Origin of the sequence: uncultured Campylobacter sp., assembly GCF_938002845.1 — a bacterium.
In the GTDB taxonomy this organism is placed as follows: Bacteria; Campylobacterota; Campylobacteria; order Campylobacterales; family Campylobacteraceae; genus Campylobacter_B.
In genome coordinates this window covers 14,692-40,379 of the sequence record NZ_CALKZP010000038.1, presented here as the reverse complement: position 1 = coordinate 40,379, position 25,688 = coordinate 14,692, and the positions used below count along the sequence as shown (strand labels likewise).

The following is a 25,688-nucleotide window of genomic DNA, read 5'->3' as shown; positions in this document are numbered from 1 at the left end:
TTATTTTACGTCCGTATTCAAAGTAAAATTTTAAAATCCTCGAGCGAAAAGAGTAAAATTTTATCACTTTTTAGGTTTCGCAGTTCGCCGCTAAAGCCGCTTTTGGAAAACAGCGCGAGCAGATCGGGCGCGAGGCACGCTTTTTCGCATTTGAGCATTAGCTCGTTTAGCACGTTTTTTGAAATTTTTCGCTCCTTGTATTTGCACTCGCCCGCAACGCAAAAGCTCTCAAATTTCGCGTAGATGTCGATCTCGACCTCTTTGTTCCAAAAGCTCGAAATTTGCGAAATCTCTAAATTTAAATACTTCGCGAGTAGCTCTTTGCTTAAAATTTCAAACCCGAGCCCCGCGTAGGCGTTGAAATCCGCTTTGATTAGGCTTAGCACGCGCTCTATCTCGCCGCGCCGCAGCGCGGGCAGGTTCGGCTCGATAAATCTAAACCAGAACCTTGCAAAGTTGCTGCTAAAATGGACCTTGTCGGTGATATGGTAGCGGCGTAGCGCGCGCGGTAGGCGGTCGTTTTTACGGGCTTTTTGCGCCCTTTGCTCGCTTGATTTTTCGGTGATTAGAAACTTCGCGTTTATGAGATCTGCGGTGATTTTTTGCGCTGTAAATCGCGGCAAAATTTTTGAAATTCCTATTTTTTTGCGGTCGCTTCTAGCGAATTTCATCAGTGCCTTTTTGATCTGCTCTTCGTGCTCGCCGCCAAATTTAAAGCGCTCGCCGAGACGTTCAAAGCAGAGCAAAATTTCATTTTCGATCGCTTCGAAAACGTCCGCGTAGCCGCTTATACAGCCTATCTCGTCAAATACGAAATGAAACTGCAAAATCGCGTCGATACCAGCATCGCCTAAATTTCGCGCAGTATCTTTTAACTCGTAAATTTCGCCCTCCTTGCGGGCGTAATTTTAGCGAGTTTGGATATAATTTGCAAAAATTTTGGAGTCGCGCTTTGGATTTTCAAACGATCAAAGAAAACATCATCTTAAAAGAGGGGATCAAATACTTCGACTGCGCCGCCTCGGGACTTGCGTATCGCCCTATAGAAGAGGAGATCGAGCGCGTGCTTGCAACATACGCCAACGTCCACTCCGCAGGCGGAGCAAACGCCGAGATTACGAGCGATTACTACGAAAATGCAAGGGCGAAAATCAAAGAGCTTCTGGGCTGCGAGGAGCGCTACTACCTGATCTCGTGCGGATTCGGCGCGACCGCGGCGATAAAGAAGCTCTGGGAAATTTTAGGCATCTATCTGCCGCCCGCGACGCGAGATAGGCTCGGTTTGCGGCGCGAGAGCTTAAAGCAGCTGCCGCTTTTCATCATCTCGCCTTTTGAGCATCACTCCGTTGAAATTAGCCTAAGGCAGGGGCTTTGCGAGGTCGTACGCGTGCCGCTAGATCCAAGCGGGCTGATGGACTTTGCGCGCTTGGGCGAAATTCTATCAGCAAACAAAGGGCGCGAAATTTACGGCGTGCTTACCGCAGCATCGAACGTGACGGGGCTTAAGATAGACTACAAGCGCGCTTACTTGATGCTAAAAGCGCACGGCGGGCGGCTGTTCGTGGACGCTAGCGCGCTCATCGCGCACGAAAACGTAGATACCAGCTTTTGCGACGGAGTGTTTTTCGGCGCGCACAAGCTTTTGGGCGGCGTGGGCGCTAGCGGGATTTTGGCGGTACGAAAGGAACTTTTGCGCGGCGAGGAGCCGACATTCGCGGGAGGCGGCACGATCAAATACGCGGATGCCCTAACGCAGCGCTTTATAATCGACAAGGAGCGCTTGGAAGAGGCGGGCACGCCCGGCATCATCGCGCTGGTGCGGACATACCTCGCTCTAAAGCTTCGCAAAAGCGCGGGGATAGAAGCGATCAAATCGCGCGAAGAGGCTATTTGCAGGCGCTTTATAGGCAAAATTTCAAAAATCCCAGAGATTGAAATTTACGGCAATCTCACCGCGCCGCGCGTGCCGATCTTTGCTTTTAATATGAAAGGACTAGGCCCAGACGCGCTAGCCGGGGTACTCGGGCAGAAATTTGAGATCCAGACCCGCGCAGGCTGCGATTGCGCAGCACCTTACGGCTTTGATCTACTCGGTTTGCAGCCCGATACCGAAATGTCGCGCAAACCCGCTTGGGTGCGGGCTAGTTTCTCGTTTATCCACGATGAAAACGACGTGGATTTCTTGGCGGAGGCGCTAAGACAGATCGCTCAGATCCGCGATAAAATCACCTTCGTAGCAGGCAAATACCGCTGCGGCAGCATAAATTAAGCTCGCGGAATTTTATAGCAAGAGCCGCTTTTAAATTTCGCGGCGCGGGGTTTTGCGACATAAAATTTTGTCGGTGAAATTTCGTAGCGTAAAATTTTATGGCTTGGAATTTTGAAGCGTAGAATTTTATGCGCGGCTCGGGCGGCAGATACTTCGTGCCGATTGGGACGTGAAATTCTTCGGCATAAAATTTCGTGGCTCTGAATTTTGAAATTTTAAATTGAGAGCTGAATTCTGGCGGTAAATTTTGTGCTGAGGAGTTTTGCGCCGCGGAATTTGAGCGGTAAAATTTGAAATTCCGCAAAGCCGAATTTTGCTAAGCAGAATTTCGCAACACAAGAATTCTACCGCAGAGCTTTGCGATAGCGTAGATTTGACGCAGACACGCCCGTCCGAAAACCAAATTAGGGCGCGAGCGCTTGCGATAAGAGCGCATTTTAAGAGGCGAAATTCTGCACAGCCAAAAGGCGCAAAATTTCACCTAATTTACTCGCCGAATTCCTTCTGCAGCCTGTAAATCTTATCGTAATCGACCCCCTCGATGATGCGCGGACGCGAGGCGTTGAAATCCGCGTTTATCACCGAGCGAGTGGGATCGTACTCCGGTAGGTCGGTCATCTCTAAAATTTCTGCGATCGCGTGGATGAGATCGTCGTTTAAAAACGGCCTGTCTTTGGCTGCGGCGATACGCGCCCAAAGATCAGCGTTTTGCTCTTTGAACTTATCCGATGCCATGAAAATCAGCGGGATTTCGAGCGTGAAGCGGTTGATGCCACCGTGGATTAGCTTGCCGCGGTACTGATAAAGGCTCTGAGCGTGGTCGCTGAAATAAACTATCAGCGTGTTGTCGCTTGCGAAAATTTTATAAATTTCGCTCACGATAAAATCGTTGTAAGCCACGGTGTTTAGGTAGTGCGCGAGCTCTTTTTTCTGCCCCTCATCAAGCGGCTCGCGCGAAATATCCGCGGCGCTAAATTTAGCAAAGCTTTTCGGATAGCGAAACTCGTAGCTCGGGTGCGAACCCATCAGATGAAGGATGAAAAATTTATCCTTTTTCTGCGTGCCATTTACCTCTGCGGCGGAGCTTTCGTCCTTGCGCGCAAGGGGCGATCTTTTCGCGCCCGATTTGAAATTTTTTATGCTAGGAAGCATAACTTCGTCGAGCGAGTAGGCGTATTTATAAACCGGGATTTGATTCGTAAAGTCCGAGTGATCCGTCATCTGCGCACTCGCGCCGCTTGCGACCGCCCACTGCCCGTAGCGCTCCTGGTTGCTGATCCAAAAGGTCTCGTAGTTTGCCAGCCGTGCGAGATTTACGATGTCGAGGTTGGCGCTCCACGGGCGCTGTTTTTCGCTCTCGTAATTGCCGAAATTTAGCACGTATTTTAACACGTCGTTGGTCTTAGCTCCAGGCGATACGACATCGCTAAAGGCGATTAGATTTCCGCTTTGCTCAAGCGCTTGCAGATTCGGCGTGGTAGGCAGATAGTAGCCGTATAGGCTCATAAAATTTCGCTGCAGGCTCTCTCCGATAATAAAAACGACGTTTGAGATGCGGTTTGGCGCGGTTTTATGCGAATGCGAGGCGTAAATGCTTTGGTATCCGGCTTGCAGCTCGCGCACGCTTTTAAAATCGGCGCCGAAATAATCCTTCGTAACGAAAGCAAAGTTATAAATCGGAATTTTATTTAGCGCGATTATGATGCTGGCGCGCATTTTCGAGCTTTTGGCTACGTAGCTTTTAAACGCCGCATGCGCGATAAAAACGAGCAAGCTAAGCAAAAAGGCTAGCTTTATCGCGCGACATAGCTTCATTCGCGCTCGCTGGCTCACTCTAAGCCTAAGAGCGGCGAAGACGAAGATCAAAAGCGCCAAAAAAGCCGCGATAAGCTTGAAATTTAAAAACGCATGCGCGAACTCGAAGGCCTCCTTGGGCGTCGTTTGCACTAGCGCGTCCAGCGTGCCGTGCGAGTAGGTAAGCTCCAGGCTAAAGATCAAAAAAATCTGAGCGATCGCAAAGACCACGTTTAGCGCCAGAAGCATAAAGGCTAGAATTTTATATAGCCTGGCGCTGTAAAAACTAAGCGCGTAAAGCGCGAAAAAAAGTATCGTCACGCCGCAGATCGCAGACGCTACGAAAAACAGCGCCTGCGCAGAGAGCAGCTCGCCGCCGCGCGCGATAAGAAGCAACCCTAGGGCTAAATTTAATACTAAAACTAGCGCGTATGTGTTTAGCACCGCACCATCAAATACCGATAGAAGGCTGAATCTGTCTTTTAAAAATGCGCCGATATTTTTTACAAGGCTCATGAAATTCCTTTGATGATTGCGTTTAAAAAACGAAGATGAAAAATACGACGCCGATTAAAATTCTATAAATTCCAAACGGGATGAAATCAAACTTCGAAACGAAGCTTAGAAATAGCTTGATCGCCGCAAGTGCCACTATAAACGCCACCGCGCCGCCTACGAGAAAGGTCGTGATATTGTCGGAGTTTTGCGCGAAGGTGTCTAAATTTTTATAGGTATCGTAAAAAGTCGCCGCAAACATCGTAGGGATCGCGAGTAGGAAGCTAAAGCGCGCGGCTAGGTTTCTGCTTAGCCCGCACAAAAGCCCTGCGATGATGGTGGCGCCGCTGCGCGAAGTGCCCGGCACCATCGCAAAACATTGCGAAAGCCCGATGATGAAGGCCTGAACGTATGAAATTTGATCCAGATGCTCCAGCTCGCCTTCTCTCGGGCGCGCCTTGCGAAAGAGCTCGACCGCGATAAAAATAATGCCCCAACCGATCAGCGCGTAGGCGACGGTCTGCGGCACAAATAGCGATTTGATGCTTTTGTAGAGCAAAAAGCCGATCGCCGCGGTAGGGATAAAGCCCACGACGAGCTTACACCAGAGCTTAAAATCGACTAAAAGCCGCTTATAAAATATCGCAACGACCGCTAGGATCGAGCCTAGCTGGATAACGACTTCGAAGCATTTAAGCGTGTCGGTTTGCTGCAGGTCCATCAGTTTCGCAGCTAGGATCATATGCCCGGTCGAGCTTACGGGCAGAAACTCAGTCAGCCCCTCGACGATGCCTAAAATCACGGCGTCAAATATACTCATCCATTTTTTCCTTTAAATTTGCTAAATTCTGCGTGATCGAAGCGGGCCTGTAGATCGCCTCTACCATCGCGATATAATCGGGCTTGAGGGCTAAAATTTCATTTAAATTTTCTAAATTTATACCGCCGATTACGGCGATTGGGAGATTTAAAAATTTTCGCGCCTCTTGCACGAGCTCATCGGGGCAAAGCGGCGCATCGGGCTTTGTCTTGCCGCGCCTTAGCGAGCCGAAGGCTACGTAGCTAGCACCCTGCGCCTCCGCCTTTTGTGCGCGAGCAAGATCAGCGTAGCAGCTAACGCCGACGATCTTATCCGCGCCTAAAAACTCGCGCACCTGCGCTGTCTCGCCATCGTCCTTTCCGATATGCACGCCGTGCGCGCCAAGCTTTTTGGCAAGCGCCGCATCGTCGTTTATGATGAGTTTGGCGCCGTAATCCTCGCAAAGACCGATGAGAGAGCGGATTAAAGCTTCATTCCGCGCGGCGAGCTTGCTGCGATACTGCACGAGCTTTACGCCGCAGCGTAAAATTTCATCTATCTGCGAAAAGATAGTTTGCGGCGGCGTTAAGGTATCGTCGCTAAGCACGTAAATTTCGCTCATCTATCCTCGTCTTTTTTAGGCATCGGCACGCCGTTTAGGATGCAGTTGGTAACATCCCAAAATTTTGCGCTATACATTCCGCGTTTAGCCTCTTTGGCTTCCTCGGCGGCTTTTAAAAGAAGTTCGCTATCGTCGGTTGTCGGCACGGCAAATCCCGCCGCTACTAGGTCCAATCGCAGATTGCTTTTAGGATCGCTTGCGTCGCAGACATAGGCGTCATTGCCGCGATCGATTAAATTTACGTAGTAGCGCTTGCCGGGTTTTATCACAGACTCGAGAGCTTTTTTATATTCTTTGTCGAATTTTTTCAGCTCCTTAGCGTCCGTTATGCACCTAGAAGCGCCCGCAGCGATTATGTTTAAATTTTTTAGGTCGCAGGGAAAGAAACGATCTTTTTGAGCCTTTCTAAAGGTAAAAACGAAGCTTCTGCCGTCATTGCCAAGACCTGCAAACGCGGCGATGCCGTATCTGTCTTTTTGCTCCGCAAAGCTCTGCGTGCAGAGCAAAATCGCAAGTGCTGGAAATATCTTTTTCATAGGATTCCTCTTAGGTGGCGCAAATTCTGTGAGAGGAATTTGCGCCTAAATTTTGCGGATTATTTTAAATTATACTTTTCCAAAAGCTTTTCGTAGCTTCCATCCTTTTTCATCTCCTCAAGCGCCGCGTTAAATTTAGCCAGAAGCTCGGGATATTTGCCCTTATCAAATGCGATAGAAAAGCCCTCGCTGCCGTCGGATTCTTTAAAAAATGCGGTTAGATCGTCGTTTTTCTTAAGATATTCGTAGCCTACGGACGAATCCACGCAAAGCGCGTCGATCTTTTTGTTTTTAAGCGACATGACGGCTACAAAAACATTCTCCGTAGCGCTAACTTCGGCACCTTTGATATCTCTGATCGCAAGCTCTTGAATGGTGCCTAGCTGAGCGGCAAGACGCTTACCCTGTAGATCCGCCTTAGAATTTAACGAGTTATCGTCCTTGCGCTTGACATATAAATTCTCGACTTTATAGTAAGGAGCTGTGAAATCGATAGCCTTTTTACGAGCCGGCGTCGCGCTCATTCCAGAGGCGATCATATCGATCTTGCCGCTTTTAATCGCAGGGATCAGCCCGTCAAAGCTCATATTTAAAATTTCATATTTAACGCCCGCGCGCTTGGCAAGCTCGGCTACCAGATCCATATCAAAGCCGGTAACCTTCGAGTTTTCATCCACGAACTCAAACGGCGGATACTCGGCGTTTGTACCTACGATGAGCGTATCTTTGGTGATGTCTTTAGCGACTAGCGAACCGCAAAGCAAAGCGCCCGCAACTAGAAATCTCATAAATTTTTTCATTTCCCTCTCCTTTAGTGGTTTAAAATTTTATTTAAAAATTCTTTCAATCTCGGATTTTGCGGATTTTCAAATACGTTTTTAGGCGTATCATCCACAGCGATCTTGCCGTCCTCCATAAAAAAAATCCTATTTGCGACATTGCGTGCAAAGCCCATCTCATGCGTTACCACAAGCATCGTAATGCCCTCTTTGGCGACCTCTTTCATTATGCTTAAGACCTCGCCGATCATCTCTGGATCTAATGCCGAGGTGGGCTCGTCGAATAAAATCACGTCCGGATTTACCGCCAAACTTCTAGCGATTGCGATGCGTTGCTTTTGTCCGCCGCTAAGCTTGTGCGGATAAGTATAGGCCTTATTGCTAAGACCGACCTTTTGCAGCAGCTCCTCTGCTTTTGCTAAGGCTTGTTCTTTAGTATAAATGCCCGCTTTTATGGGCGCTAGAGTTAAATTTTCCAGCACGTTTTTATTTGCAAAGAGGTTGAAATGCTGAAACACCATGCTTACCTTGCGGCGAATTTTATTAATATCAGTGCGCTTATCGGTAATATCCTCGCCGTCTATTTTAATAGTGCCGCCGCTTGGAATTTCAAGCAAATTTAAGCAGCGCAAAAAGGTCGATTTACCGCCGCCACTTGGACCGATGATCGCTACGATATCGCCTTTATTTATGGTCTTTGAAATTCCTTTTAATACCGATAAATTGCCGTAGGATTTGGTTAAATTTGATATTTCAATCATTGCGGTTTAACCTACTTTCTAGCATTTTTACTAAAAACGAGAAAAATTTCACGCTTGCATAGTAAAGTACTGCGGCAAAAAGTATCGGCTGGACGGTATAAAGCGCAGCCTGCATGCTTTTTGAAAAAAACGTAAGATCAGTAATTGCTACGAGGCCCACGACCGAGGTCTCTTTAAATAGGCTAATAAACTCATTCGCAAGCGCGGGCAAAATGTTTTTTATCGCCTGCGGAAAGACGATCTCTTTCATCGCCGTGCCGTAGCCTAGCCCCATCGCGCGCGCAGCTTCCATCTGGCCGCGATCGACGCTGTTTATGCCGCTGCGCACGATCTCTGCGACGTAGGCGGAGCTATTAAGCCCTAGCGCAAAGATCGCAGCTGCGATATTATTGCTCCACGTAGCAAAAATTATAAACACGAACACCATCAGCTGGATAACGATTGGAGTTCCGCGGATGATATCTACGTATTCGTCGATAATGAAGCTTAAAAATTTATTGTTTAGAAATTTTAAAAATGCCAGCATAAATCCTAATGCGATACCGATCATAATGCCGCCGGAGGTCAAAATAAGAGTAATGCCGTAGCTTTTGGCGTATGAAATTTTTTGCGCTTCGCTCAGTTCGGGATAGGTGAAATAAAGCCCCACGGCGATTACAGTCAAAACAAATACGACCTTTAAAATTTTCTCGTTCAACCAAGGCGCCTTTTTCTTAAAATTTAAACGGCAAGAATACTAAAATTTCGTTAAAATCTGGCTAAATTCCGAAAGTAAAATTTTATTTGAAATAGAGTAAAATTAGCTTTTTTAAAAGGAGGCAACGATGAGCTTTTGGACCTATTGCGCAATCGCGATATATTTCGGCGCACTTATTTTTATAGGTAGGTATTATTATGACAAAAATGCGAGCTTAAGCGAGTATCTGCTCGATAACCGCCGCCTGGGCCCATTCGTAACGGCACTTAGCGCGGGCGCTAGCGATATGAGCGGCTGGATGCTTTTGGGAGTGCCGGGCGCGATGTTTGCGACGGGGATTTGCAATATCTGGATAGCCCTAGGACTTTGCGTGGGCGCGTGGTGTAACTATAAATTTCTTGCTAAAAGGCTTAGAATTTACACCGAGGTAGCAAGCGACAGCGTCACGATCCCGGATTTTTTAGAAAACCGCTTTAAAGACCGCACCAAGACGCTTCGCATCATCTCAGGACTTTTGATCATCATATTTTTTACGCTCTATGTTAGCAGCGGCATCATCGCAGGCGGCAAGACATTTGAGAGCTTTTTCGGGCTAAGCTTTACCTACGGCGCGGTCGCTACGATCTTAATTGTCGTGTTTTATACCTTTTTCGGCGGATTTAAGGCCGTCGCGATCACCGACGCATTTCAGGGTGCGCTGATGTTTGCGGTGCTTATTTTGATCCCTCTGTTTTCTTACCGCGCGCTGCAGATCCCTGCGGACAGCTCCTTTTTGGCGCAGGTACGGCTATACGGCGCGAGCCACCTCGATCTATTTTACAATCAAAGCTTCTTAGGCGTTTTGGGTCTGCTTGCTTGGGGGCTCGGGTACTTCGGACAGCCGCATATTATCGTACGCTTTATGGCGATTAGAAGCTCGCGCGAGCTTGATAGCGCGCGCCGCATCGGAATTTCGTGGATGGTGTTAGGTCTTGCGGGCGCGATGCTTAGCGGTCTGATCGGCTTTGTGTATTTTTCACAAAAGGGCCTTAGCATAGACGATCCCGAAAAAATTTTCCTGGAGCTCGGTAAAATTTTCTTTCACCCATTCATCCTAGGCGTCATAATCTCTGCGGTGCTGGCGGCGATTATGAGTACTATCTCAAGCCAGCTTCTGGTAAGCGCAAGCGCGGTTACGAAGGATTTTATCTTCGCGTTTTATAAAAAAGAGGTGAGCGAGCGCACGCAGACGCTAAGCAGCCGTATCGCCGTCGTGATCATCGCCGCGGTCGCCGCGATCTTGGCGTTCGGCTCAAACGATACGGTGCTAAACGTCGTCGGAAACGCTTGGGCGGGATTTGGCGCGAGCTTTGGAGCGGTGCTGCTTTTCAGCCTGTATTCTAAAAAAATGAGCGCGCTCTCGGCTCTAGTGGGTATGCTAGTAGGCGGCATCACGGTCATTTGCTGGATCTTATCGGGGCTTTCGGCCCTCGTTTACGAGCTGCTGCCGGGCTTTTGCTTTTCGGCGCTTGCGATACTGCTCGTAAATCGCTACAACTCCGTGCTCGATAAGATGGCGGACGAGCCCAATGCCGCGCAAATTTCGCAGGAATTTGAAAAGATGAAAGAACAGAGTTTGGGAAGCAAAAATGGCTAACGTAAAGTGCCCGCACTGCGGCTCTCAGATTGATATAGACGAAGCGCTGCAGCGCGATATCAAGGCTAAATTTGAAGATGAAATTTTGCAGCAGAAGCGAAAATGGCAGCAGCAGCAAAACGAAGCTACGCTTAAATTTGAAGCCGAGATCGCCGCTAAGCGCGAGGAGTACGCGAAGCATCTGGCGCAGCTACAAGCAAAGGAAAACGCCTTCGAGCAGCGCGTAAAAGCGGCGACCGATTCTGCGCTAAACAGCGAGCGGGAGAAAATTTTAACGCTTGCGAAATCTCAGATCGAGAGCGAAAACGCGGCGAAATTTGAAATTTTACAAAAGGAGCTGCAAGAAAAATCGCAAAGAATTTCTGAGCTAAATTTAATAAAGGCCGAAATGGAGGCGCAAAAGCGTAAATTTAGCGAGCTTGAAGCCGAGAATAAAGCTAAATCCGAGATCGAGCTAACCAACCGCGTGAATCAGGAGCGCGAGCGGCTTTCGAAGCAAATTTCGCAGGAAAACGAGCTGAAATTCCGCCAAAAAGATGAGCAGATCCAAAGCCTAATCGGCCAAATAAACGAGCTCAAGCGCCGCTCGGAAGTAGGCTCGCAGCAGCTTCAGGGCGAGGTGCAGGAGCTCGCGCTGCAGGAGTATCTGCGGCTCAATTTTCCTTTGGACGAGATAGACGAGGTCAAAAAGGGCGCGCGCGGCGCAGACTGCGTGCAGATAGTGCATACGAGGGAGTTTGTGGGCTGCGGTAAAATTTTATACGAGAGCAAGCGCACGAAAAGCTTCGAGCCCAAATGGATCGACAAACTCAAAGACGATATGATAGGCGAGGGCGCGCAGATCGGCGTTATCGTAACCGAGCAGATGCCGCCTCACAGCCCTAGGCTGCACCAAGCGCCGAGCGATGCTAGCATCTGGATCTGTTCGTTTGAGGAATTTAAGGGGCTTTGCGCCGTCTTGCGCGAACATGTCGTGGCGCTTGCTTTTGCCAAAAGATCGGGGCAAAATCAAGATAGCAAAACGGCGATGCTCTACGACTATCTGACCTCGCCCGAGTTTGCCAACCAGATAAAGACGATCGTATCGGCATTCGTCGGCATGCAAGAAAGCCTAAATAAGGAACGCAACGCGATGGAGCGCATCTGGAAACAGCGCGAAAAACAGATCGCGCGTGCGCGAGACGGCGCGATCGCGATGCACGCAAGTATCAGAAGCATCGCCGGAAGCGGCGTAGCGCAGCTGGAGGATGTCGATGAAATTTTAAGTCTCGAAGCGATCGCGGCGGAGGGCGAAGCGGAGGATTAGGCTAGCATCGGCTCAGATCGGCTTGGCTCTGCGCAGCGCGAAGCTAGAATTTGCATAAGTAGCATAACGCTCGGCTTGAGACGGCGTGAGATTAAAATTTTGTAAAATAATTCAGTATCTGTCTATGATAGAGTGACACTAAAATTTTGTGAGATATCAAGTAGCAGTTTTGGCGCTAAAAATTTTGTCTATAAATTTTACCCCGATAGCGGCATTGCTTACGTGGCGACGGAATTTTGTTTTGAAATTTCATCTCAGCAAATACGCTTGCGGTGGCGTAAAAATCGTTTGCTAAATTTTTATTTCGATAAAACTTAGTTACTGCCGCGATAAGGATGCTATTTGCGTAAAATTTATTGACTAGATATGCTCGAAGGCATAAAATTCGTTTAAAAATTTATGACGAGCGTTTTCGAAAAGGTTCGCATCAAAGCTCTCGCAAGGTTTCTTGCTAAAATTTGTCGCAAAGACTTTACACAAAAATCCTAGGCAAAGCATTATGCTGGATTTACATAAATTCACAGTAAGTCTGCGCGTCAAATTTGTATTAAAATCAGTGACGAAAGTTTTTGCTAAAGCCCGCGCCAAAATTCGTGGCAGAATTTTAAAATTTCGCTTTACCGCGCTATGAAAATTTTAAAATTTCAATTCGTAAATTTCATGAAAATTTATAAAATTTTTTAAATTTCTGCGTCGAAATTTTAAAATTCCCAACTTTTTCAAAATAAATTTTAAATTTCGCAAACTCCCTTGCCATAGCCATTTGCGTGGCAAAATTTTATCGCGCAAAAGCGCTTGTTACCAATCGTTACCCCCCCCCCCCTATCATTCCGCAGTTGTTTTGCGTACGGTGGTTTGCATGCATAAGACTCGTTTTGTACGCCGTAGCCGCAGGTGCAGTTGCGCCGCGCGCAGTGTGCACCTTGGCATCTCTTAGCGCTTTGCTGCGCCATAGTATTTCGGCGCATCCTTCCGCGCGAGTTGCGAAAATACTCTACAAAACAGGTGAGAGAGGCTGTGTGAGCTGTCTGAGGTAGACGGCTCGCTTGATTTACATAATTTATAAAGAGGTAAAATATGCGTATTTTAGGCAACATTATTTGGTTTTTTATGGCTGGTTGGATCCTTGCTATCTTGACCTATTTGTCGGGCTTGATCCTTACCATTTTAGTCGTGACCGCTCCCGTGGGGCTAGGTCTTATGGAATACGGCAAATTCCTGTTTTTGCCCTTTACACACGATATGGTGCGCAAAAATAAAGGCTCGATAACCGACGCGGTGCATATGACGTATCAGACTTACGCAAATATCGTAAAGGTCATTTACATCATAGTTTTTGGTATTTGGCTTTTTATCGGCGGAATTTTTACGGTTATAGGTCAGTTCATTACCATCATCGGAATTCCGTGCGCTATCGTGCTTGCCAAGTCGCTAGGCACTATCTTTAATCCCGTAGATAAGGTTTGCATCAGCCACGATTTAGCTGAGGAGCTAAGACGTAGAGTGGCTGCGGCTAAAGCGGACGAGATAAGCGGAGTGCAGCAAAGCGCAGCCGCAGAGTCGCTACAAAACTGCGAATATGACGTAATGCCTCAGAAGCTATCCGTAGTGACGATAGTAGCTACGGTATGTAGCATGGTGCTTGTTTTGCTCGCAGCAGCGGTTGTGCTACCAAGAGTGAACTTATTGGCTACTAGGGAGGATGCGGAGATTTCTAAGTTGACGACAAATTTAATGACTGCTGAGATTGATATAAGGACCTATAATATGGGATATGGAAAATTCTCATCCGATCTTTCGGCTATGACGAATGTTCCTTTAATATCTAACGGAGTGAATTCGGCGTATCTAATGGGCGCGAATATCTACAAATGCTTCGTAATCAGCTTAGATGCCAAAAAGAAAACGATCACTATCGAAAAAGGGCCCGATGCCGAAAATAAGATTTGCAAGGGAGCGTCTGAAAATCATTACGGCGCCGAGATATTGTCGAGATCGCCTATTAGCGTAGAAAGCTTTTGATCGGTTCGCGAGTACGGCGAGTTTATCGCGGCGGATTTAAAAGAGAATTTACGCGTAAAGATGAAATTTGCATCAAAATTTATCTTTTTATCCGCCATCTTTGCGAACGCTAAACGGCGCCGTATCGCGCGAGGCGCCCGTGCTACGCGATACGATTATGCGGCTCGCCTGTAAGTTTTGCTTGTGTTTTTTGTACGCAATACGGCATGTGCACTTGCTCCGACGGCTATCTTTTGACATTTGCCGTATGCGATACGGCGCATTGCTAGCTTCCGCGGTTCGCTCACATTCCGTATGTGATGAGGCATTTTCACTTCGGCACGATTTTAAATTTAAATTTGGCGCAAGATTACGCAAGGCCGTAATGCGCTGTAAATCCTAGCGCCGCGTTTGTCATTAGCTTATGCACTGCGACGTATTTTAGATCGCGCCGTTAAATTTTAAAATTTTAAATCGCTTGCTTTGATTTGTTGTTTGCTCGCTTTCAAAGCGACGCGAAATTTTGCACAAAAGCCGTGCTGAGCGCCATAGAGTTTATCGTGACACTCGCTTAGCGATAAGCGTGAAATTTATGATTGATTTTAACGCCGTTTTAAGATTATTTTTGTAAAATCACATTTCTTTTTTACCACGCGGCGGGCTCATAGCTCAGTTGGTTAGAGCATCCGGCTCATAACCGGATGGTCCTAGGTTCAAGTCCTAGTGAGCCCACCACCACAAAATTTTTTGCTTTTCACTACATCAAAATCCGCAAAATTCTATAAATTTCATGCGTCGTTTTTCCTTTGAAATTCCGCTTCATAACTTCAAAAGACAAAGCTTGCCGCATAATTTCAGCTTTAAAATGCGGCAAGCTCGCGATTGAATTTTCAAATTTAACTTTCATTTGGCGACCGATTAAATTTTATTTTATGGCAAGTTGCGGTAGAATTCCGTTAAAATTCTTAGTGCAGGGAGATGTCCATGTCAGAAAATCAAACGAAAAAAGGCGGAATTTTAGCCTTTTATTTTAACTCAAGCTTGCTTTGGCGCATCATTATCGCTTTAGTGTTGGGCTCTGCGATTGGTATGTTACTACCTAAAAATATGCCGGTGGGTGATACTACGTGGGTGGCGATTTTAACGCCTTTGGGAGATCTTTTCGTGAGACTTTTAAAGATGATTATGGTGCCGATCATCATCTGCTCGCTCATCGTGGGCACGAGCAGCATCTCGCCCGCGCACCTGGGCAAAGTAGGCGTTAAGGCGATCATATTTTACGCTATAACTACGCTTTTTGCGATCGTCATCGGCCTAGCGTGTGCGTTTGTATTTTCTCCAGGTAGCGGGCTTGATCTAAGCGATGCGTCCAAGGCTGTCGAAAAGGCAGCGAACGCGCCTAGTATGAGTAAAATTTTGCTTAATATAATTCCTACGAATCCTTTTGATTCCATAGCCAAGGGCGAAATTTTGCCGATTATCGCGTTTTGCTTATTTCTTGGCGTAGGGCTTGCGTTTTGCCGCGACAGTAGTGATGCTCGTATTAAAAATTCCGCTGATACGGTTTATAATTTTTTCGACGGAATGAGCGAGATTATGTTTAAGGTCGTGCACTGGGTGATGCAATACGCACCAATTGGCGTTTTTGCGCTAATGTTTGTAGTGTTTAATAAAAGCGGTATCGAGGCTTTCAGCTCGCTATTAAATGTCACGATTACCCTATACGTGGGACTTACGATTCAAGTATTTGCGGTTTATTGCGTTATTTGTATGCTTATCGGAGTTAGCCCGATTAAATTCCTTAAAAAAGTGCGTCCGCCGATGCTTACGGCTTTTGTTACCCGCAGCTCCAACGGCACGCTTCCGATTACGATGCAAACCGCCGAAGATATGGGAATTCCAAAGGCGATCTACGGCTTTGTTTTGCCCGTGGGTGCTACGGTGAATATGAACGGCACGACCGTGTATTTGGGCGTGTGCACGCTCTTTATCGCTAATGCTTGCGGTATCGATCTAAACAGCAGCCACTACCTCACGATCATCATCACTTCGATGCTTGCGGCGATCGGAACTGCCGGAGTGCCTGGAGCGGGCGCGCTGATGCTGCTTTTAGTGCTCGAGTCTATCGGCGTCAAGGTAAGCGGTAACGTAGCGATCGCTTACGGAATGATTTTAGGCATTGATGCGATTTTGGATATGGGGCGAACCTCGATGAACGTAACGGGCGATGTTGTGGCGTCGATCTACGTCGCAAAGAGCGAAAACGAAATGGATATGAGTAAGTGGGAGAATTAACCCAAGTAAAATTTAGAAAGGACGAGCTATGAAAAGAGTTGGGATTATCGGTGGAATGGGACCTTTGGCGAGTGCGGATCTGTATATGAAGATCATAGAAGAGACTGCGGCGAGCAGCGATCAAGAAAATATTCCGCTTGTAATTGATAGCTATCCGCAGATTGAAGATCGCACGGCATTTATCTTAGGCAAAGGTGAAAATCCGCTTCCGCGCCTAAGCGAGAGCGCTGTTAGGCTCAAAAATGCAGGCTGCAAGGCGTTTGCGATGGCGTGTAACACGGCGCATTTTTTCGCAGACGATGTAGAAGCTGCGGCGGAAATCCCGCTAATTCATATCGCCGAGGTCACCGTAAAAGCGATCCGTAAAAATTATCCAAACGCTCATAAAATCGCTGTGCTAGCCACTATCGGTACAAAAAAAGCTAAAATTTACGACGATCCGCTCAAAGAAGCGGGGCTAATCAGCGTGGAGCTTGGCGAAGAAAATCAAGCGATTTTGATGGATTGTATCTACAAAGGCGTTAAGGCGGGCAAGACTGCCGAATACGTGGGGGCTTTTGAGAATTTGCTAGGCAAAATCGATGCTGATATTTATGTCGTTGCCTGCACTGAGCTGCCGCTATTTTTGCCGTTAATCAAAAGCGATAAAATTTTCGTCGATCCTACTAGAGAGCTTGCCAAAGCGATCGTGGAATTCTCAAGATCATAGAGCCGCAAGGCTTTGTAAGCGGAATTTTAAACCGCAAAATTTTACGATGATTTAAGTCGTAGAATTTTGCGGAATTGCGTTAGCTCAAAATTCCATATAAGTGGAATTTTACGATAGCAAAATTTCATCACAGCATTTTAAACTTAAAATTTTATCAAAATTTAATCCGCAAAACCCAGAATGTAAAACCTCCGAAGTAAAATTCCGTAACAAAATTTGCTCGTAAAATTTCGTGCTGAAATTTAAGCTAAAATTTCATTAAATTTGACCGTTTCTAAAGCCCGAATTTACTATAATCTCCAAATCAAAAAAGGACCAACAATGAGCGACTACACCCACCTGCACCTTCACACTGAGTATTCGCTGCTAGACGGCGCGAATAAAGTAAGCGAGCTCGCCGAGCTTTTACAGAGCCGCGGTACCAAGGCGTGCGCGATCACCGACCACGGCAATATGTTCGGCGCGATAGACTTTTATCAGACGATGAAAAAGCACGGCATTAAGCCGATCATCGGCATCGAGACCTATCTGCACAACCACGACGATATCGGCGATAAAAGCGACCGCCAGCGCTACCACTTGATACTGCTTGCTAAAAACGAGACGGGCTACAAAAATCTGATGTATCTTAGCTCGCGCGCGTTTTTGGACGGCTTCTACTACTACCCGAGGATCAACAAAAAAATTTTAAAAGAGCACAGCGAGGGGCTCATCTGCTCCTCGGCGTGCCTAGCGGGCGAGGTGGAATTTCATCTAAATAGAAGCGAGCGAAATTTAAAGCGTGGCGCGGGCGGCTACGAAGCGGCGAAAAAAGCGGCGCTTGAGTATAAGGAAATTTTCGGCGAGGATTTTTATCTCGAGATCATGCGCCACGGCATTGGCGAGCAGTTAAATGTCGATAAAGACCTCATCCGCCTCTCGCGCGAAATCGGCGTCAAGATCATCGCTACCAACGACGCTCACTACTCGCGCAAGGACCGTGCCAAGGCCCACGACGTCTATCAGTGCATCTCGATGGGTAAGACGATCAACGACGGCGACCGCCTAAAACATGTCGTTTCGGAATTTTACGTAAAAAGCGACGAGGAGATGAGGCGGCTTTTCGCGGACATCCCTGAAGTGATCGAAAATACCGCCGAGATCGTGCAAAAGTGCAATCTCAAATTTGCCTTCGACGAGAAGGACTACGCGCCGACGCCGCCGAATTTTAAATTTACGATCGAATACGCCGATAGGCTCGGGCTTTCGCTGCCCCAGCCCTCGGAGCGCTATAGCTTTGCAAACGATGATTTTTTATTCGATCATCTGTGCCGCGAGGGGCTTAAAGAGCGCCTTAAATTTATTGATCCTGCCAATCATGAAATTTATCGCGAGCGCCTGGAAAAGGAGCTTGCGATCATCAAAAACATGCATTTTTCGGGCTATATGGTTATCGTGCAGGATTTCATCAACTGGGCGAAGGATCACGATATCCCCGTAGGCCCCGGTCGCGGCTCTGCGGCGGGCAGCATCTGCGCGTATGCGCTTCGCATTACCGACCTCGATCCGATCCCGTATAATCTGCTTTTTGAGCGATTTTTAAATCCGTCGCGTATCTCGATGCCTGACATCGACGTAGATTTTTGCCAGGCACGCAGAGGCGAGGTGATCGACTACGTCATCGATCAGTACGGCAAATACAACGTCGCGCAGGTTGCGACTTTCGGTAAGCTGCTTGCGCGCGGCGTTATTCGCGACGTAGCTCGCGTCTGCGATATGCCGCTTTCGCAAGCCGATAAGATGGCGAAGCTGATCCCCGACAAGCTTGGCATCACGCTCAAGCAGGCTTACGACGCTGAGCCGAAGCTGAAAGAATTTATCGACGCAGATCCGATCGCACAGCAGGTTTGGGAGTTTGCGCTGGGCCTTGAAGGGCTAAATCGCAACGCAGGAATGCATGCCGCGGGAGTGGTGATCTCAAATGAGCCGCTGTGGAACAAAGCGCCGCTATTTAAGCAGGATAAGGGCGAGGATGCGCGCCTAGTAACGCAATACACCAAAAACTATCTTGAGGACGTCGATCTGATAAAATTTGACTTCCTGGGTCTAAAAAACCTCGATGTGATCGATAATGCCGCCAAGCTAGTCAAGCGCCGCTACGGTCGCGATATCGTCTGGGAGGAGATCGATTTTAATGACCGCAAGACCTACGAGACGATTCAAAGCGGCAACACGCTAGGGATTTTCCAAATCGAGGGTGCGGGCATGCAGGATCTGGCGATGAACCTGCGCCCGGACCGCTTCGAGGATATCATCGCGATGATCTCGCTCTATCGCCCTGGGCCGATGGATCTAATCCCTGATTTTATCAGGATCAAACACGGCGAGCTGAGCGCTAGCTATATCTTCCCCGAGATAAAAGAAATTTTAGAGCCCACATACGGTATCATCGTCTATCAAGAGCAGGTCATGCAGATCGTGCAGAAGGTGGGCGGCTTTAGCTTGGGCGATGCCGATCTCGTGCGTCGCGCGATGGGTAAGAAGGATGAGAAGAAGCTTGCCCACATGCGCGAGCAGTATCTAAACGGCGCCAAAGAGCTGGGCTTTGACGTAGCTAAGGCGGATGAGTTATTTGATCTGATTATGAAATTTGCCTCCTATGGCTTTAACAAATCCCACGCCGCGGCATATTCGATGATCACCTTTCAAACAGCCTATCTTAAGACCTACTATCCGGCGGAATTTATGGCGGCGCTGCTTACTTCGGAGGAGGGCAATACCGATAAAATTTCAAAGTATATCGACGAGGCAAGCCGCCTTGGTATCGGGCTTTTGCCGCCGTCGATCAATCAAAGCTTAAGAGGCTTTAGCGTCGTGGACGACGAAAATTCCAAATCGGGCACCTCGATCATCTACGGCCTAGGCGCGATTAAGGGTGTGGGCGGTGCTGCGATCGAGAATATCTTGGAGCTTCAAAGCGAGGCTAAATTTCAAAGTATCGACGATTTTGCTTCGCGCGTGGATAATTTTCGCGTCAATAAAAAGGTCATCGAGTCGCTGATCTACGCAGGCGCGATGGATTGTCTGGGTAAGAGCCGATTAGCGATGATTCAAAATATGGAAAATATCCTTGAGGTAATGAAAAAGATCACCGAGATTAAAAAGGACGCCGAGAGCTCGCTTTTTGGCGAGGATGAGGATATGACGAGCGGCATGAGCGTAAGCTTCGTCGATACCGACAAGGAATTTCCGCAGGGCGAAATTTTAAAATTTGAGCAGCAGACCGTGGGTGTGTATCTTTCGGGACATCCGCTGGATGATTACAAAGAGGAGATGGAAGGCATCGACTATACGCTATCTTCGGCGTTTAGCGAGATCGAGGGCGATAGCGCCGAGGTGCTTAGTGTGGGGCGGATCGAGGATCTGTCCACGCGCATGACGAAAACGGGCAAAAAAATGGGGATTTTAAACGTGCTTGATCTGCACGGCAGCTTCGAGCTCGCGGTGTTCGATAACGCGCTAAAGGCGATCGAAAACTTAAGCTCGCAGGAGCGGGAGCGCCCGTACGCCTTTATGATCAAAATTTCAAAAAGCGCGGTCGGCGGCGCGGCGTATCAGCTGTCGTTTCTTTCGATGATGAGCCTGCAAAACGCTCGAGATGCGAGCTTTCGTCCGCGCGCGGGAGTATTTTTGAGCGAAAATCCGCTCAAAGCTTACTCTTCGCAGCTTGGAGCGATTGCACATACCAAATCGAACGAATTTGACGAACTGGTGGGCGACGAGGACGCGGGCGTTAAAATTTTATGCGTCGGCAAGATTGAAAATGTCCATACCCGCACGACTAAATCGGGCAAGCAGATGGCAAATCTTACGGTGCTTGATCTTGCGGGCAGCTTCGAGATGAGTGCGTTCGGCGATATTTGTGATGCGGTCACTGCGCTAACGGATGCGCAGCTGGAGCGCCCGATGGCGTTTTGGGTGCGGCTTAGCAAAAACACATCCCCTTACGGCGGGAAATTTCAAATTTATCTGGATGAAATTTTAACCCTAGATGCCGCGCAAAACATCGACGGCTACGCGCCTAGCAAGATGCGAGGCTTCGGTGGTAGGGAGCGCGAGGGCTTTAGCGGCGGCAATTTCGGCTCCAGCAGAAACTTTGGTGGCGAACGAGGTGGCAGCTTTGGCAGAGGAAATTTTGCGGAGCGCAGGGGCGGGTTTGCTGCGGAGGATCCCGCTCTTAAGGCGCGCAAAGAGCGCGAGGCGCAGCGCAAAAACGCGCAGGATTTCGAGTTTGAGCTAAATTTGGGCGAGCTAAGTCGTGAGAAAATTTATAAAATTTACCATCTCGCCTTTTGCGACACGGCGCTGAGAAACACCAAGCGGCTGATTCTGCGGATCCGCAACGGCAGCGAGGTGCTAGTTTATCCGACCGAATACATCGTGGGCGATAATTTCAGCGAAAAGGTGCGCGAAATTATCGCGGCGTAGGCGCCGCAAAGCTCTTTCATCGCGCACTAGGCGGGTTAAAATTTCTTGCCCGCGCTGCACGTAAGCGGTTTTTGGCGCCGCAGAGAGCCTAAACTTTGGCGCGGTTGTGATAAGAGACGACAATATTTTTGGCTCAAAGCTTGCCGCATGTAAAATTTACTGTGCGACGCACAGAAATCAAAACCGCACGGATCGCTCTCGATATCTAAATTTATTGTGTTTATCGCGGTGGAATTTTATCTGTCAAAATTTACAAAAACGCAGACCGCCTCTGCTTTATTGCGTCGGTGAGGCTTGGTGGCATGCCGTTTGAGTTACCGCAATAACAGCTCGCCATACCTCGACAGAGCATGAATTATATTGTCGCACTTAACCTACCTTCGGTACAATAAATGGCGCGGACACTTTTAAATTTCTAGCTAAATTTTTGCGAAGTTTTACTTTGGTGAATCTCCACGCAGCTTTAAAATTTTAAACTTTAGCGGATTTGAAATTTTTAGGTATAGCTTTATTACGTAAAATTTTATCGCGGTAAAATTTCGCCGAGCAAATTTAGTAAAGCACGCAAAAACAGACCCAAGATGCGCAGAAAAAATCCGAAACAAAGCTGGCGAGTAAACGGTGCCCAAAAAAATCAAGCTAGCGCGAACTGGGCTCGAGCCGGGCGCCGGGATGCAACCTGTCTTAAATCCAAAATTTATCAAAATTGTTAAACGGCTGTATTTGAAATTTTTTGCGCTGTATATATTGCTCGCGCCAAGTGTATTTATCCTGCCCGAAAATATAGGTGATAATGCTGCTTGTGCGGGCTTTGTAAGCCTTATGAAGCAGCTTTTCAAATGTCGCCATGGCAGTTGGCTTATACGCAGGATTTGCGGAGCTTTACTTAGTTGCGATGTGGTCGGCTAGCATCTTGATTTTGGCGTGGGCTATTTTTTATGCTTAAAAAGTAGCGCCGATTAATTTTCGTGCGATTTTGAGCGGCGAAATTTCGCGAGTTGAAATTCCGAAATTCTGCCGTTTCCAAGCCGCAGGAATTTGAGCTCAAATTTAGAGTTCGCGAGAATTTTAAATTTTACGACGTGAAATTGTGAAGCGGATTTTGGAATTTTGAAATTCTGCGCCGTGGAGGTTTAGAATTTCGCGAGCTGTAAATTTAGGGCTAAATTTTAAAATTTGTAGCGATAGAATTTTAAAATTTTATGCTGCGCGGCTTGGTAAAGCGCCTCCGTTTCTTGATAGATCAAATTTGTAAGCTGGTTTGAAATTTAATCGGTGCGGTTGCTGCCGCAAAATTCTATCTGTAACGGCGGTTTTTAAACGACAGCGCCGAGACGAGCAATGATGATTTACGGAAGTGCGCCGCGCTGGTCGCAAATACCGTGCGGCGGGCAAGCGAGCGTTTACGCGATCGTGCGGGCTAGTTTATCTCGCAGGTTTAAAATTTCATCGCGTTTTAGCACGAAGCTGTTTTTGTTGGCGATGAGGTGTGCGGAGCTTTGCATTATAGTTTCTGCGGGTTGTAGTCCGTTTTGCTTCATCGTAGCGCCGGTCTCCACGACATCGACGATAGCGTCGGCAAGCCCTATGAGCGGGGCTAGCTCGATCGAGCCATAGAGTTTGATGATATTTACGGCGACCGCTTTTGAGGCGAAGTACTCGCGAGTGATGTTAGGCATTTTCGTAGCGATTTTTAGGCTCGGAGCGCCGTAGTTTAGCTGGGTGCCCGCATGCACGCCCACGCAGACGCGGCATTTTCCGATTTTAAGATCAAGCAGTGTAAGCACGTCCGGGCGATGCTCCTCAAGCACGTCAAGCCCCACTACGCCGATATCCGCCGCGCCTCCCATAACGTAAGTAGGGATATCTTGGTTGCGGACGTAGAGGAATTTAAAATCGCCCTCTTGCATTATGAGTTTGCGATCTTCGAAAGCAAAATCAAGCCCGAAAATGGTTTTAAAAATTTTAAGCGTATCGTCGGCTATGCGACCTTTTGGTAGGGCTATGGTTATCATGCGAGCCCCTTTTTTGCGATTAAGCTCACCATCGATTTAAAGATCAGATCCTTTTCATAGATTGAGTTACGAAAATACCGCATCAAATAGGCTCCGTCGCCGCCCGTGAAGTAAATTTTATTATTGCCCGCGATGTTTTCGATCGTAAGCACTATCGGCTTTAAAATCCCGTAGTTTACGGCACTTACGGTCTTTTGCGGCAGCGGATCCAGATCGATATTGGTTGAAAGCGTTACGTCCAGCACGGGCGCGATGCTTGCGAACGACTTTAAAAGCGTGCCGATACCGGGCATTATAAATCCGCCTAGGTGCGAGCCTTTAAACATCAAATCCACGGTGATCGCGCTGCCCGCATCGACGACGACGCCGGTGTTTACGGCCGAGCACGCCGCTATGCGGTCGATCCCAAGCCCGCGGTAGGCGGTTTTTAGCTCAAAGTGCGGCGCGAGATCGACAAACAGAGGGTTTTTCAGCTTTTTTTTCACGCTATCATTGACACTAATGAAAAAAATTCGCTCCTTCGGCTCGTACCGCATAAACTCCGCTACGGGCATACTTTGCGTTACGCCGCCTTTATAAAATTTAACCCTGAAATTTCCTACGTCACACAAAAGCATAGAGGCTAAATCCGTTTTCTTTTAAAAATTTCGCGCTTTTAGAGCACATCTGCGAGTTGTAAAACAGCACGCGCTTTTTTACGACCTTGCCTAGGCTTGCGCTAATGCCGCTTGCGAGCGAGAGCAGAAATTCCGCGTCGCGCATTACAAAGCGAGATTTTGCGTCGCGCATAAACAAAAGGACGTTGTAGCTTTTTAGATCCACGCCGAAATACGCGCCGTATGAGCGCGAGCGCGTGAAGCTAGCGATATCTAGCGTTTGGAATTTTTGAAGCAAGAGCCCTTCGCGAACGCAAAGTTTTGAAATTTTATCTAGCATCAAAATTTAAAATTTTATCGTCGTAGTAAAACGAGCTACCTGCGATAAAGGACTTATCCTCGAACTCGCCATTTAGCTCGTAGATCGCTTGTCCCTCTAAATTTTCATTTACACGGATGACGTAGCCGTTACGCTCGATGATATACAGATAGCCGCCGCTAAGCAGTGCGCCACTAAATTGCGCGAAGGTGAATTTGCGCGATTTGATCAAATTTAGCCCGCGATCTAGTAGCTCGACTCTGCCGTCTTTTAAGAAAAGATAAATTCTATCGCCGCTAAAAATCACGTCTTTGATGTCTACGTTATGGTTTTTATTGCCCGTAGGACTTACCAGCATTAGCCTAGTGGCAGTTACGGCATAAAGGTTATCGCCTTTATTTTCCAAGGCAATAATGTTGTTAAAAAATGGCTGATTGCTTACGACGAAATCGCGTGCCGAGCGCCCACCTACGTTTTCTGCGATGCTAACTAGTCCGTCTAGCGCAGGATAAGCGATAAGCTGGTTGATAAATAGCGGTGACGCCACGCGCGAATCGATTGCGAATGCATCGCCTACTTTATGATCGAGTACCACTGCGCCCGAACTTAGCTTGATAAGCATAATCGAATCATCGCTCATCACTAAAGCCAAATCATCGCCGCGTATATTTGCACTTAGCGCTTGTCTGCCGAGGGCTTTTTCAAATTTTACGGCACCTGTGCTACCAACTACTTTAAGCGTGCCATTGATGTCGGTTACGACGAAATTTCCGTCATATTCGCCTAAAAATTTCTCACTTTTTAAGACTTTGAAATTTTTCACCAAGCCGTTTTTAGAGATGACTTCGCCGTCTTTTAGCGTAGCACCATCTTTACTAACCGCTACGATTTCTGATGGCAGTGAGCCGTTAAATTTCATATCACCTGTGATGTTTTCGTCGCTAGGTTCGAAATACTGGCGCTTCGTCGAGCAGCCTAAAAATAAAAACGATAGTAAAAGCGTAAATATCAGCGTTTTTTTCATTATTTATTGCCTCCATAGTGTTTCAAAGCAAGTGCGATTTGACGAACTGGCGAGTTGAGCGGAATTTTATCTAGCTCTGCGTGAGCTTGCTCGATTTTGCCCTCTTTTAGTAGGTCGTAGCCTTTGAGCAAAGAATCGTAATCGGCGAGTAGCACTCCGCCTTGTTTGCCGTTTTGTAGATTTATTATCTCTTTTAGCATAACATCGATGCCTTGGGTATTTTCTAGCGCTGCTCGCTCGTTTGCAGAGCCGTTTTGCAAAATATAAAGAGCGTATAGATTTATATCTTTTTGCTTAAGCTCGGCTAGCTTAGCGTCGTCGCGCTTGTTAAGCAGCTCGTCATAGATCGCATTAGCACTTGCTATGCGGCGATCGCTTAGAAATTCATTTGCGTAATATCCGATAAACGCTACGATCAAAACCGCAGCCAAAAATATCAGCGGCTTTTTGTATTTTTTTACGAAAATTTCACTTTTTATGACGCTTTCTAGAAACTGCTCTTCTGTACCAATCTCTTTTTTCACGCCTTCGATGTCGTCTTTTAAAGCCAAAATTCAGTCCTTTGTTT

The 25,688-nt window shown here is 47.5% G+C and carries 22 protein-coding genes and 1 tRNA gene; 8 read left to right on the top strand and 15 right to left on the bottom strand.

What is annotated here, in order from left to right; genetic code table 11:
* Positions 1–17: 17 nt before the first annotated feature.
* Complete coding sequence (locus Q0224_RS05635) at positions 18–827, bottom strand: DUF234 domain-containing protein (RefSeq protein WP_297949785.1); 810 nt, start codon at positions 825–827, stop codon at positions 18–20.
* Positions 828–952: 125 nt separating this feature from the next.
* On the opposite strand from Q0224_RS05635, the gene Q0224_RS05630 reads away from it, so the two are divergent.
* Entirely contained in the window at positions 953–2,269 is a 1,317-nt protein-coding gene (locus Q0224_RS05630; RefSeq protein ID WP_297949784.1) for an aminotransferase class V-fold PLP-dependent enzyme, read from the top strand.
* On the opposite strand, the gene Q0224_RS05625 is transcribed toward Q0224_RS05630, so the two are convergent.
* From Q0224_RS05625 to Q0224_RS05590, 8 genes are all read right to left on the bottom strand, one after another.
* Complete coding sequence (locus Q0224_RS05625; RefSeq protein ID WP_297949783.1) at positions 2,226–2,573, bottom strand: hypothetical protein; 348 nt, start codon at positions 2,571–2,573, stop codon at positions 2,226–2,228. The two genes, Q0224_RS05630 and Q0224_RS05625, sit on opposite strands and share 44 nt — an antisense overlap.
* Positions 2,574–2,755: 182 nt before the next feature.
* On the bottom strand, positions 2,756–4,579 hold the full coding sequence (locus Q0224_RS05620; protein WP_297949782.1) for a phosphoethanolamine transferase: 1,824 nt from the start codon (positions 4,577–4,579) through the stop codon (positions 2,756–2,758).
* Positions 4,580–4,601: 22 nt separating this feature from the next.
* Complete coding sequence (locus tag Q0224_RS05615) at positions 4,602–5,378, bottom strand: undecaprenyl-diphosphate phosphatase (RefSeq protein ID WP_297949781.1); 777 nt, start codon at positions 5,376–5,378, stop codon at positions 4,602–4,604.
* Positions 5,365–5,979, bottom strand: coding sequence for a thiamine phosphate synthase (gene thiE / locus Q0224_RS05610; protein ID WP_297949780.1), 615 nt, complete (start codon positions 5,977–5,979; stop codon positions 5,365–5,367). The genes Q0224_RS05615 and thiE overlap by 14 nt, the downstream gene beginning before the upstream one ends.
* Entirely contained in the window at positions 5,976–6,515 is a 540-nt protein-coding gene (locus tag Q0224_RS05605; protein ID WP_297949779.1) for a hypothetical protein, read from the bottom strand. The genes thiE and Q0224_RS05605 overlap by 4 nt, the downstream gene beginning before the upstream one ends.
* Positions 6,516–6,574: 59 nt before the next feature.
* The gene (locus tag Q0224_RS05600) at positions 6,575–7,315 is read right to left on the bottom strand and encodes a basic amino acid ABC transporter substrate-binding protein (RefSeq protein WP_297949778.1); all 741 of its coding nucleotides are present in this window, start codon (positions 7,313–7,315) and stop codon (positions 6,575–6,577) included.
* A gap of 11 nt (positions 7,316–7,326) precedes the next feature.
* Positions 7,327–8,055, bottom strand: a complete 729-nt coding sequence (locus tag Q0224_RS05595) for an amino acid ABC transporter ATP-binding protein (RefSeq protein ID WP_297949775.1) — start codon at positions 8,053–8,055, stop codon at positions 7,327–7,329.
* Positions 8,048–8,710: an amino acid ABC transporter permease gene (locus Q0224_RS05590; protein ID WP_297949804.1), complete on the bottom strand. Its 663-nt coding sequence runs from the start codon at positions 8,708–8,710 to the stop codon at positions 8,048–8,050. Before Q0224_RS05590 ends, Q0224_RS05595 begins: the two co-directional genes overlap by 8 nt.
* A gap of 169 nt (positions 8,711–8,879) precedes the next feature.
* Here Q0224_RS05590 and putP point away from each other — a divergent pair, with 169 nt between their 5' ends.
* The 7 genes from putP to dnaE all read left to right on the top strand — a co-directional run bounded on the left by putP (position 8,880) and on the right by dnaE (position 21,166).
* Positions 8,880–10,388, top strand: coding sequence for a sodium/proline symporter PutP (gene putP, locus Q0224_RS05585; RefSeq protein WP_297949773.1), 1,509 nt, complete (start codon positions 8,880–8,882; stop codon positions 10,386–10,388).
* Positions 10,381–11,694: a DUF2130 domain-containing protein gene (locus Q0224_RS05580; RefSeq protein WP_297949771.1), complete on the top strand. Its 1,314-nt coding sequence runs from the start codon at positions 10,381–10,383 to the stop codon at positions 11,692–11,694. The genes putP and Q0224_RS05580 overlap by 8 nt, the downstream gene beginning before the upstream one ends.
* Before the next feature lie 1,077 nt (positions 11,695–12,771).
* Positions 12,772–13,716: a YccF domain-containing protein gene (locus tag Q0224_RS05575; RefSeq protein ID WP_297949769.1), complete on the top strand. Its 945-nt coding sequence runs from the start codon at positions 12,772–12,774 to the stop codon at positions 13,714–13,716.
* A 637-nt stretch (positions 13,717–14,353) separates the two neighbouring features.
* Positions 14,354–14,430 (top strand) — tRNA-Ile (locus Q0224_RS05570).
* 249 nt (positions 14,431–14,679) lie between these two features.
* Positions 14,680–15,990: a dicarboxylate/amino acid:cation symporter gene (locus Q0224_RS05565; RefSeq protein ID WP_297949767.1), complete on the top strand. Its 1,311-nt coding sequence runs from the start codon at positions 14,680–14,682 to the stop codon at positions 15,988–15,990.
* A gap of 28 nt (positions 15,991–16,018) precedes the next feature.
* Positions 16,019–16,699: an amino acid racemase gene (locus Q0224_RS05560; RefSeq protein ID WP_297949765.1), complete on the top strand. Its 681-nt coding sequence runs from the start codon at positions 16,019–16,021 to the stop codon at positions 16,697–16,699.
* Between the two features lie 321 nt (positions 16,700–17,020).
* A complete protein-coding gene (gene dnaE, locus Q0224_RS05555; RefSeq protein ID WP_297949763.1) occupies positions 17,021–21,166 on the top strand; it encodes a DNA polymerase III subunit alpha in 4,146 nt (1,381 codons plus the stop codon).
* A 684-nt stretch (positions 21,167–21,850) separates the two neighbouring features.
* Here dnaE and Q0224_RS05550 read toward each other — a convergent pair.
* The 6 genes from Q0224_RS05550 to Q0224_RS05525 all read right to left on the bottom strand — a co-directional run bounded on the left by Q0224_RS05550 (position 21,851) and on the right by Q0224_RS05525 (position 25,671).
* Positions 21,851–22,015, bottom strand: coding sequence for a hypothetical protein (locus Q0224_RS05550; RefSeq protein WP_297949761.1), 165 nt, complete (start codon positions 22,013–22,015; stop codon positions 21,851–21,853).
* 554 nt (positions 22,016–22,569) lie between these two features.
* Positions 22,570–23,181: an ATP phosphoribosyltransferase gene (hisG, locus tag Q0224_RS05545; RefSeq protein ID WP_297924251.1), complete on the bottom strand. Its 612-nt coding sequence runs from the start codon at positions 23,179–23,181 to the stop codon at positions 22,570–22,572.
* The gene (locus Q0224_RS05540; protein ID WP_297949758.1) at positions 23,178–23,798 is read right to left on the bottom strand and encodes a type III pantothenate kinase; all 621 of its coding nucleotides are present in this window, start codon (positions 23,796–23,798) and stop codon (positions 23,178–23,180) included. Before Q0224_RS05540 ends, hisG begins: the two co-directional genes overlap by 4 nt.
* Complete coding sequence (locus tag Q0224_RS05535) at positions 23,785–24,117, bottom strand: hypothetical protein (RefSeq protein ID WP_297949756.1); 333 nt, start codon at positions 24,115–24,117, stop codon at positions 23,785–23,787. Before Q0224_RS05535 ends, Q0224_RS05540 begins: the two co-directional genes overlap by 14 nt.
* A complete protein-coding gene (locus tag Q0224_RS05530) occupies positions 24,107–25,120 on the bottom strand; it encodes an L-seryl-tRNA selenium transferase (RefSeq protein WP_297949754.1) in 1,014 nt (337 codons plus the stop codon). The genes Q0224_RS05535 and Q0224_RS05530 overlap by 11 nt, the downstream gene beginning before the upstream one ends.
* Positions 25,120–25,671, bottom strand: a complete 552-nt coding sequence (locus tag Q0224_RS05525; RefSeq protein WP_297949752.1) for a hypothetical protein — start codon at positions 25,669–25,671, stop codon at positions 25,120–25,122. Before Q0224_RS05525 ends, Q0224_RS05530 begins: the two co-directional genes overlap by 1 nt.
* Positions 25,672–25,688 lie beyond the last annotated feature (17 nt).

Bases quoted from the DNA above. Each gene is read 5' to 3' on its own strand.
- Q0224_RS05535 (WP_297949756.1), bottom strand. From the start codon at position 24,117: ATGCTAGATAAAATTTCAAAACTTTGCGTTCGCGAAGGGCTCTTGCTT.
- putP (WP_297949773.1), top strand. From the start codon at position 8,880: ATGAGCTTTTGGACCTATTGCGCAATCGCGATATATTTCGGCGCACTT.
- Q0224_RS05605 (WP_297949779.1), bottom strand. From the start codon at position 6,515: ATGAAAAAGATATTTCCAGCACTTGCGATTTTGCTCTGCACGCAGAGC.
- Q0224_RS05530 (WP_297949754.1), bottom strand. From the start codon at position 25,120: ATGAAAAAAACGCTGATATTTACGCTTTTACTATCGTTTTTATTTTTA.
- Q0224_RS05600 (WP_297949778.1), bottom strand. From the start codon at position 7,315: ATGAAAAAATTTATGAGATTTCTAGTTGCGGGCGCTTTGCTTTGCGGT.
- hisG (WP_297924251.1), bottom strand. From the start codon at position 23,181: ATGATAACCATAGCCCTACCAAAAGGTCGCATAGCCGACGATACGCTT.
- Q0224_RS05565 (WP_297949767.1), top strand. From the start codon at position 14,680: ATGTCAGAAAATCAAACGAAAAAAGGCGGAATTTTAGCCTTTTATTTT.
- Q0224_RS05595 (WP_297949775.1), bottom strand. From the start codon at position 8,055: ATGATTGAAATATCAAATTTAACCAAATCCTACGGCAATTTATCGGTA.
- Q0224_RS05580 (WP_297949771.1), top strand. From the start codon at position 10,381: ATGGCTAACGTAAAGTGCCCGCACTGCGGCTCTCAGATTGATATAGAC.
- Q0224_RS05575 (WP_297949769.1), top strand. From the start codon at position 12,772: ATGCGTATTTTAGGCAACATTATTTGGTTTTTTATGGCTGGTTGGATC.
- Q0224_RS05615 (WP_297949781.1), bottom strand. From the start codon at position 5,378: ATGAGTATATTTGACGCCGTGATTTTAGGCATCGTCGAGGGGCTGACT.
- Q0224_RS05560 (WP_297949765.1), top strand. From the start codon at position 16,019: ATGAAAAGAGTTGGGATTATCGGTGGAATGGGACCTTTGGCGAGTGCG.
- Q0224_RS05540 (WP_297949758.1), bottom strand. From the start codon at position 23,798: ATGCTTTTGTGTGACGTAGGAAATTTCAGGGTTAAATTTTATAAAGGC.
- thiE (WP_297949780.1), bottom strand. From the start codon at position 5,979: ATGAGCGAAATTTACGTGCTTAGCGACGATACCTTAACGCCGCCGCAA.
- dnaE (WP_297949763.1), top strand. From the start codon at position 17,021: ATGAGCGACTACACCCACCTGCACCTTCACACTGAGTATTCGCTGCTA.
- Q0224_RS05550 (WP_297949761.1), bottom strand. From the start codon at position 22,015: ATGGCGACATTTGAAAAGCTGCTTCATAAGGCTTACAAAGCCCGCACA.
- Q0224_RS05620 (WP_297949782.1), bottom strand. From the start codon at position 4,579: ATGAGCCTTGTAAAAAATATCGGCGCATTTTTAAAAGACAGATTCAGC.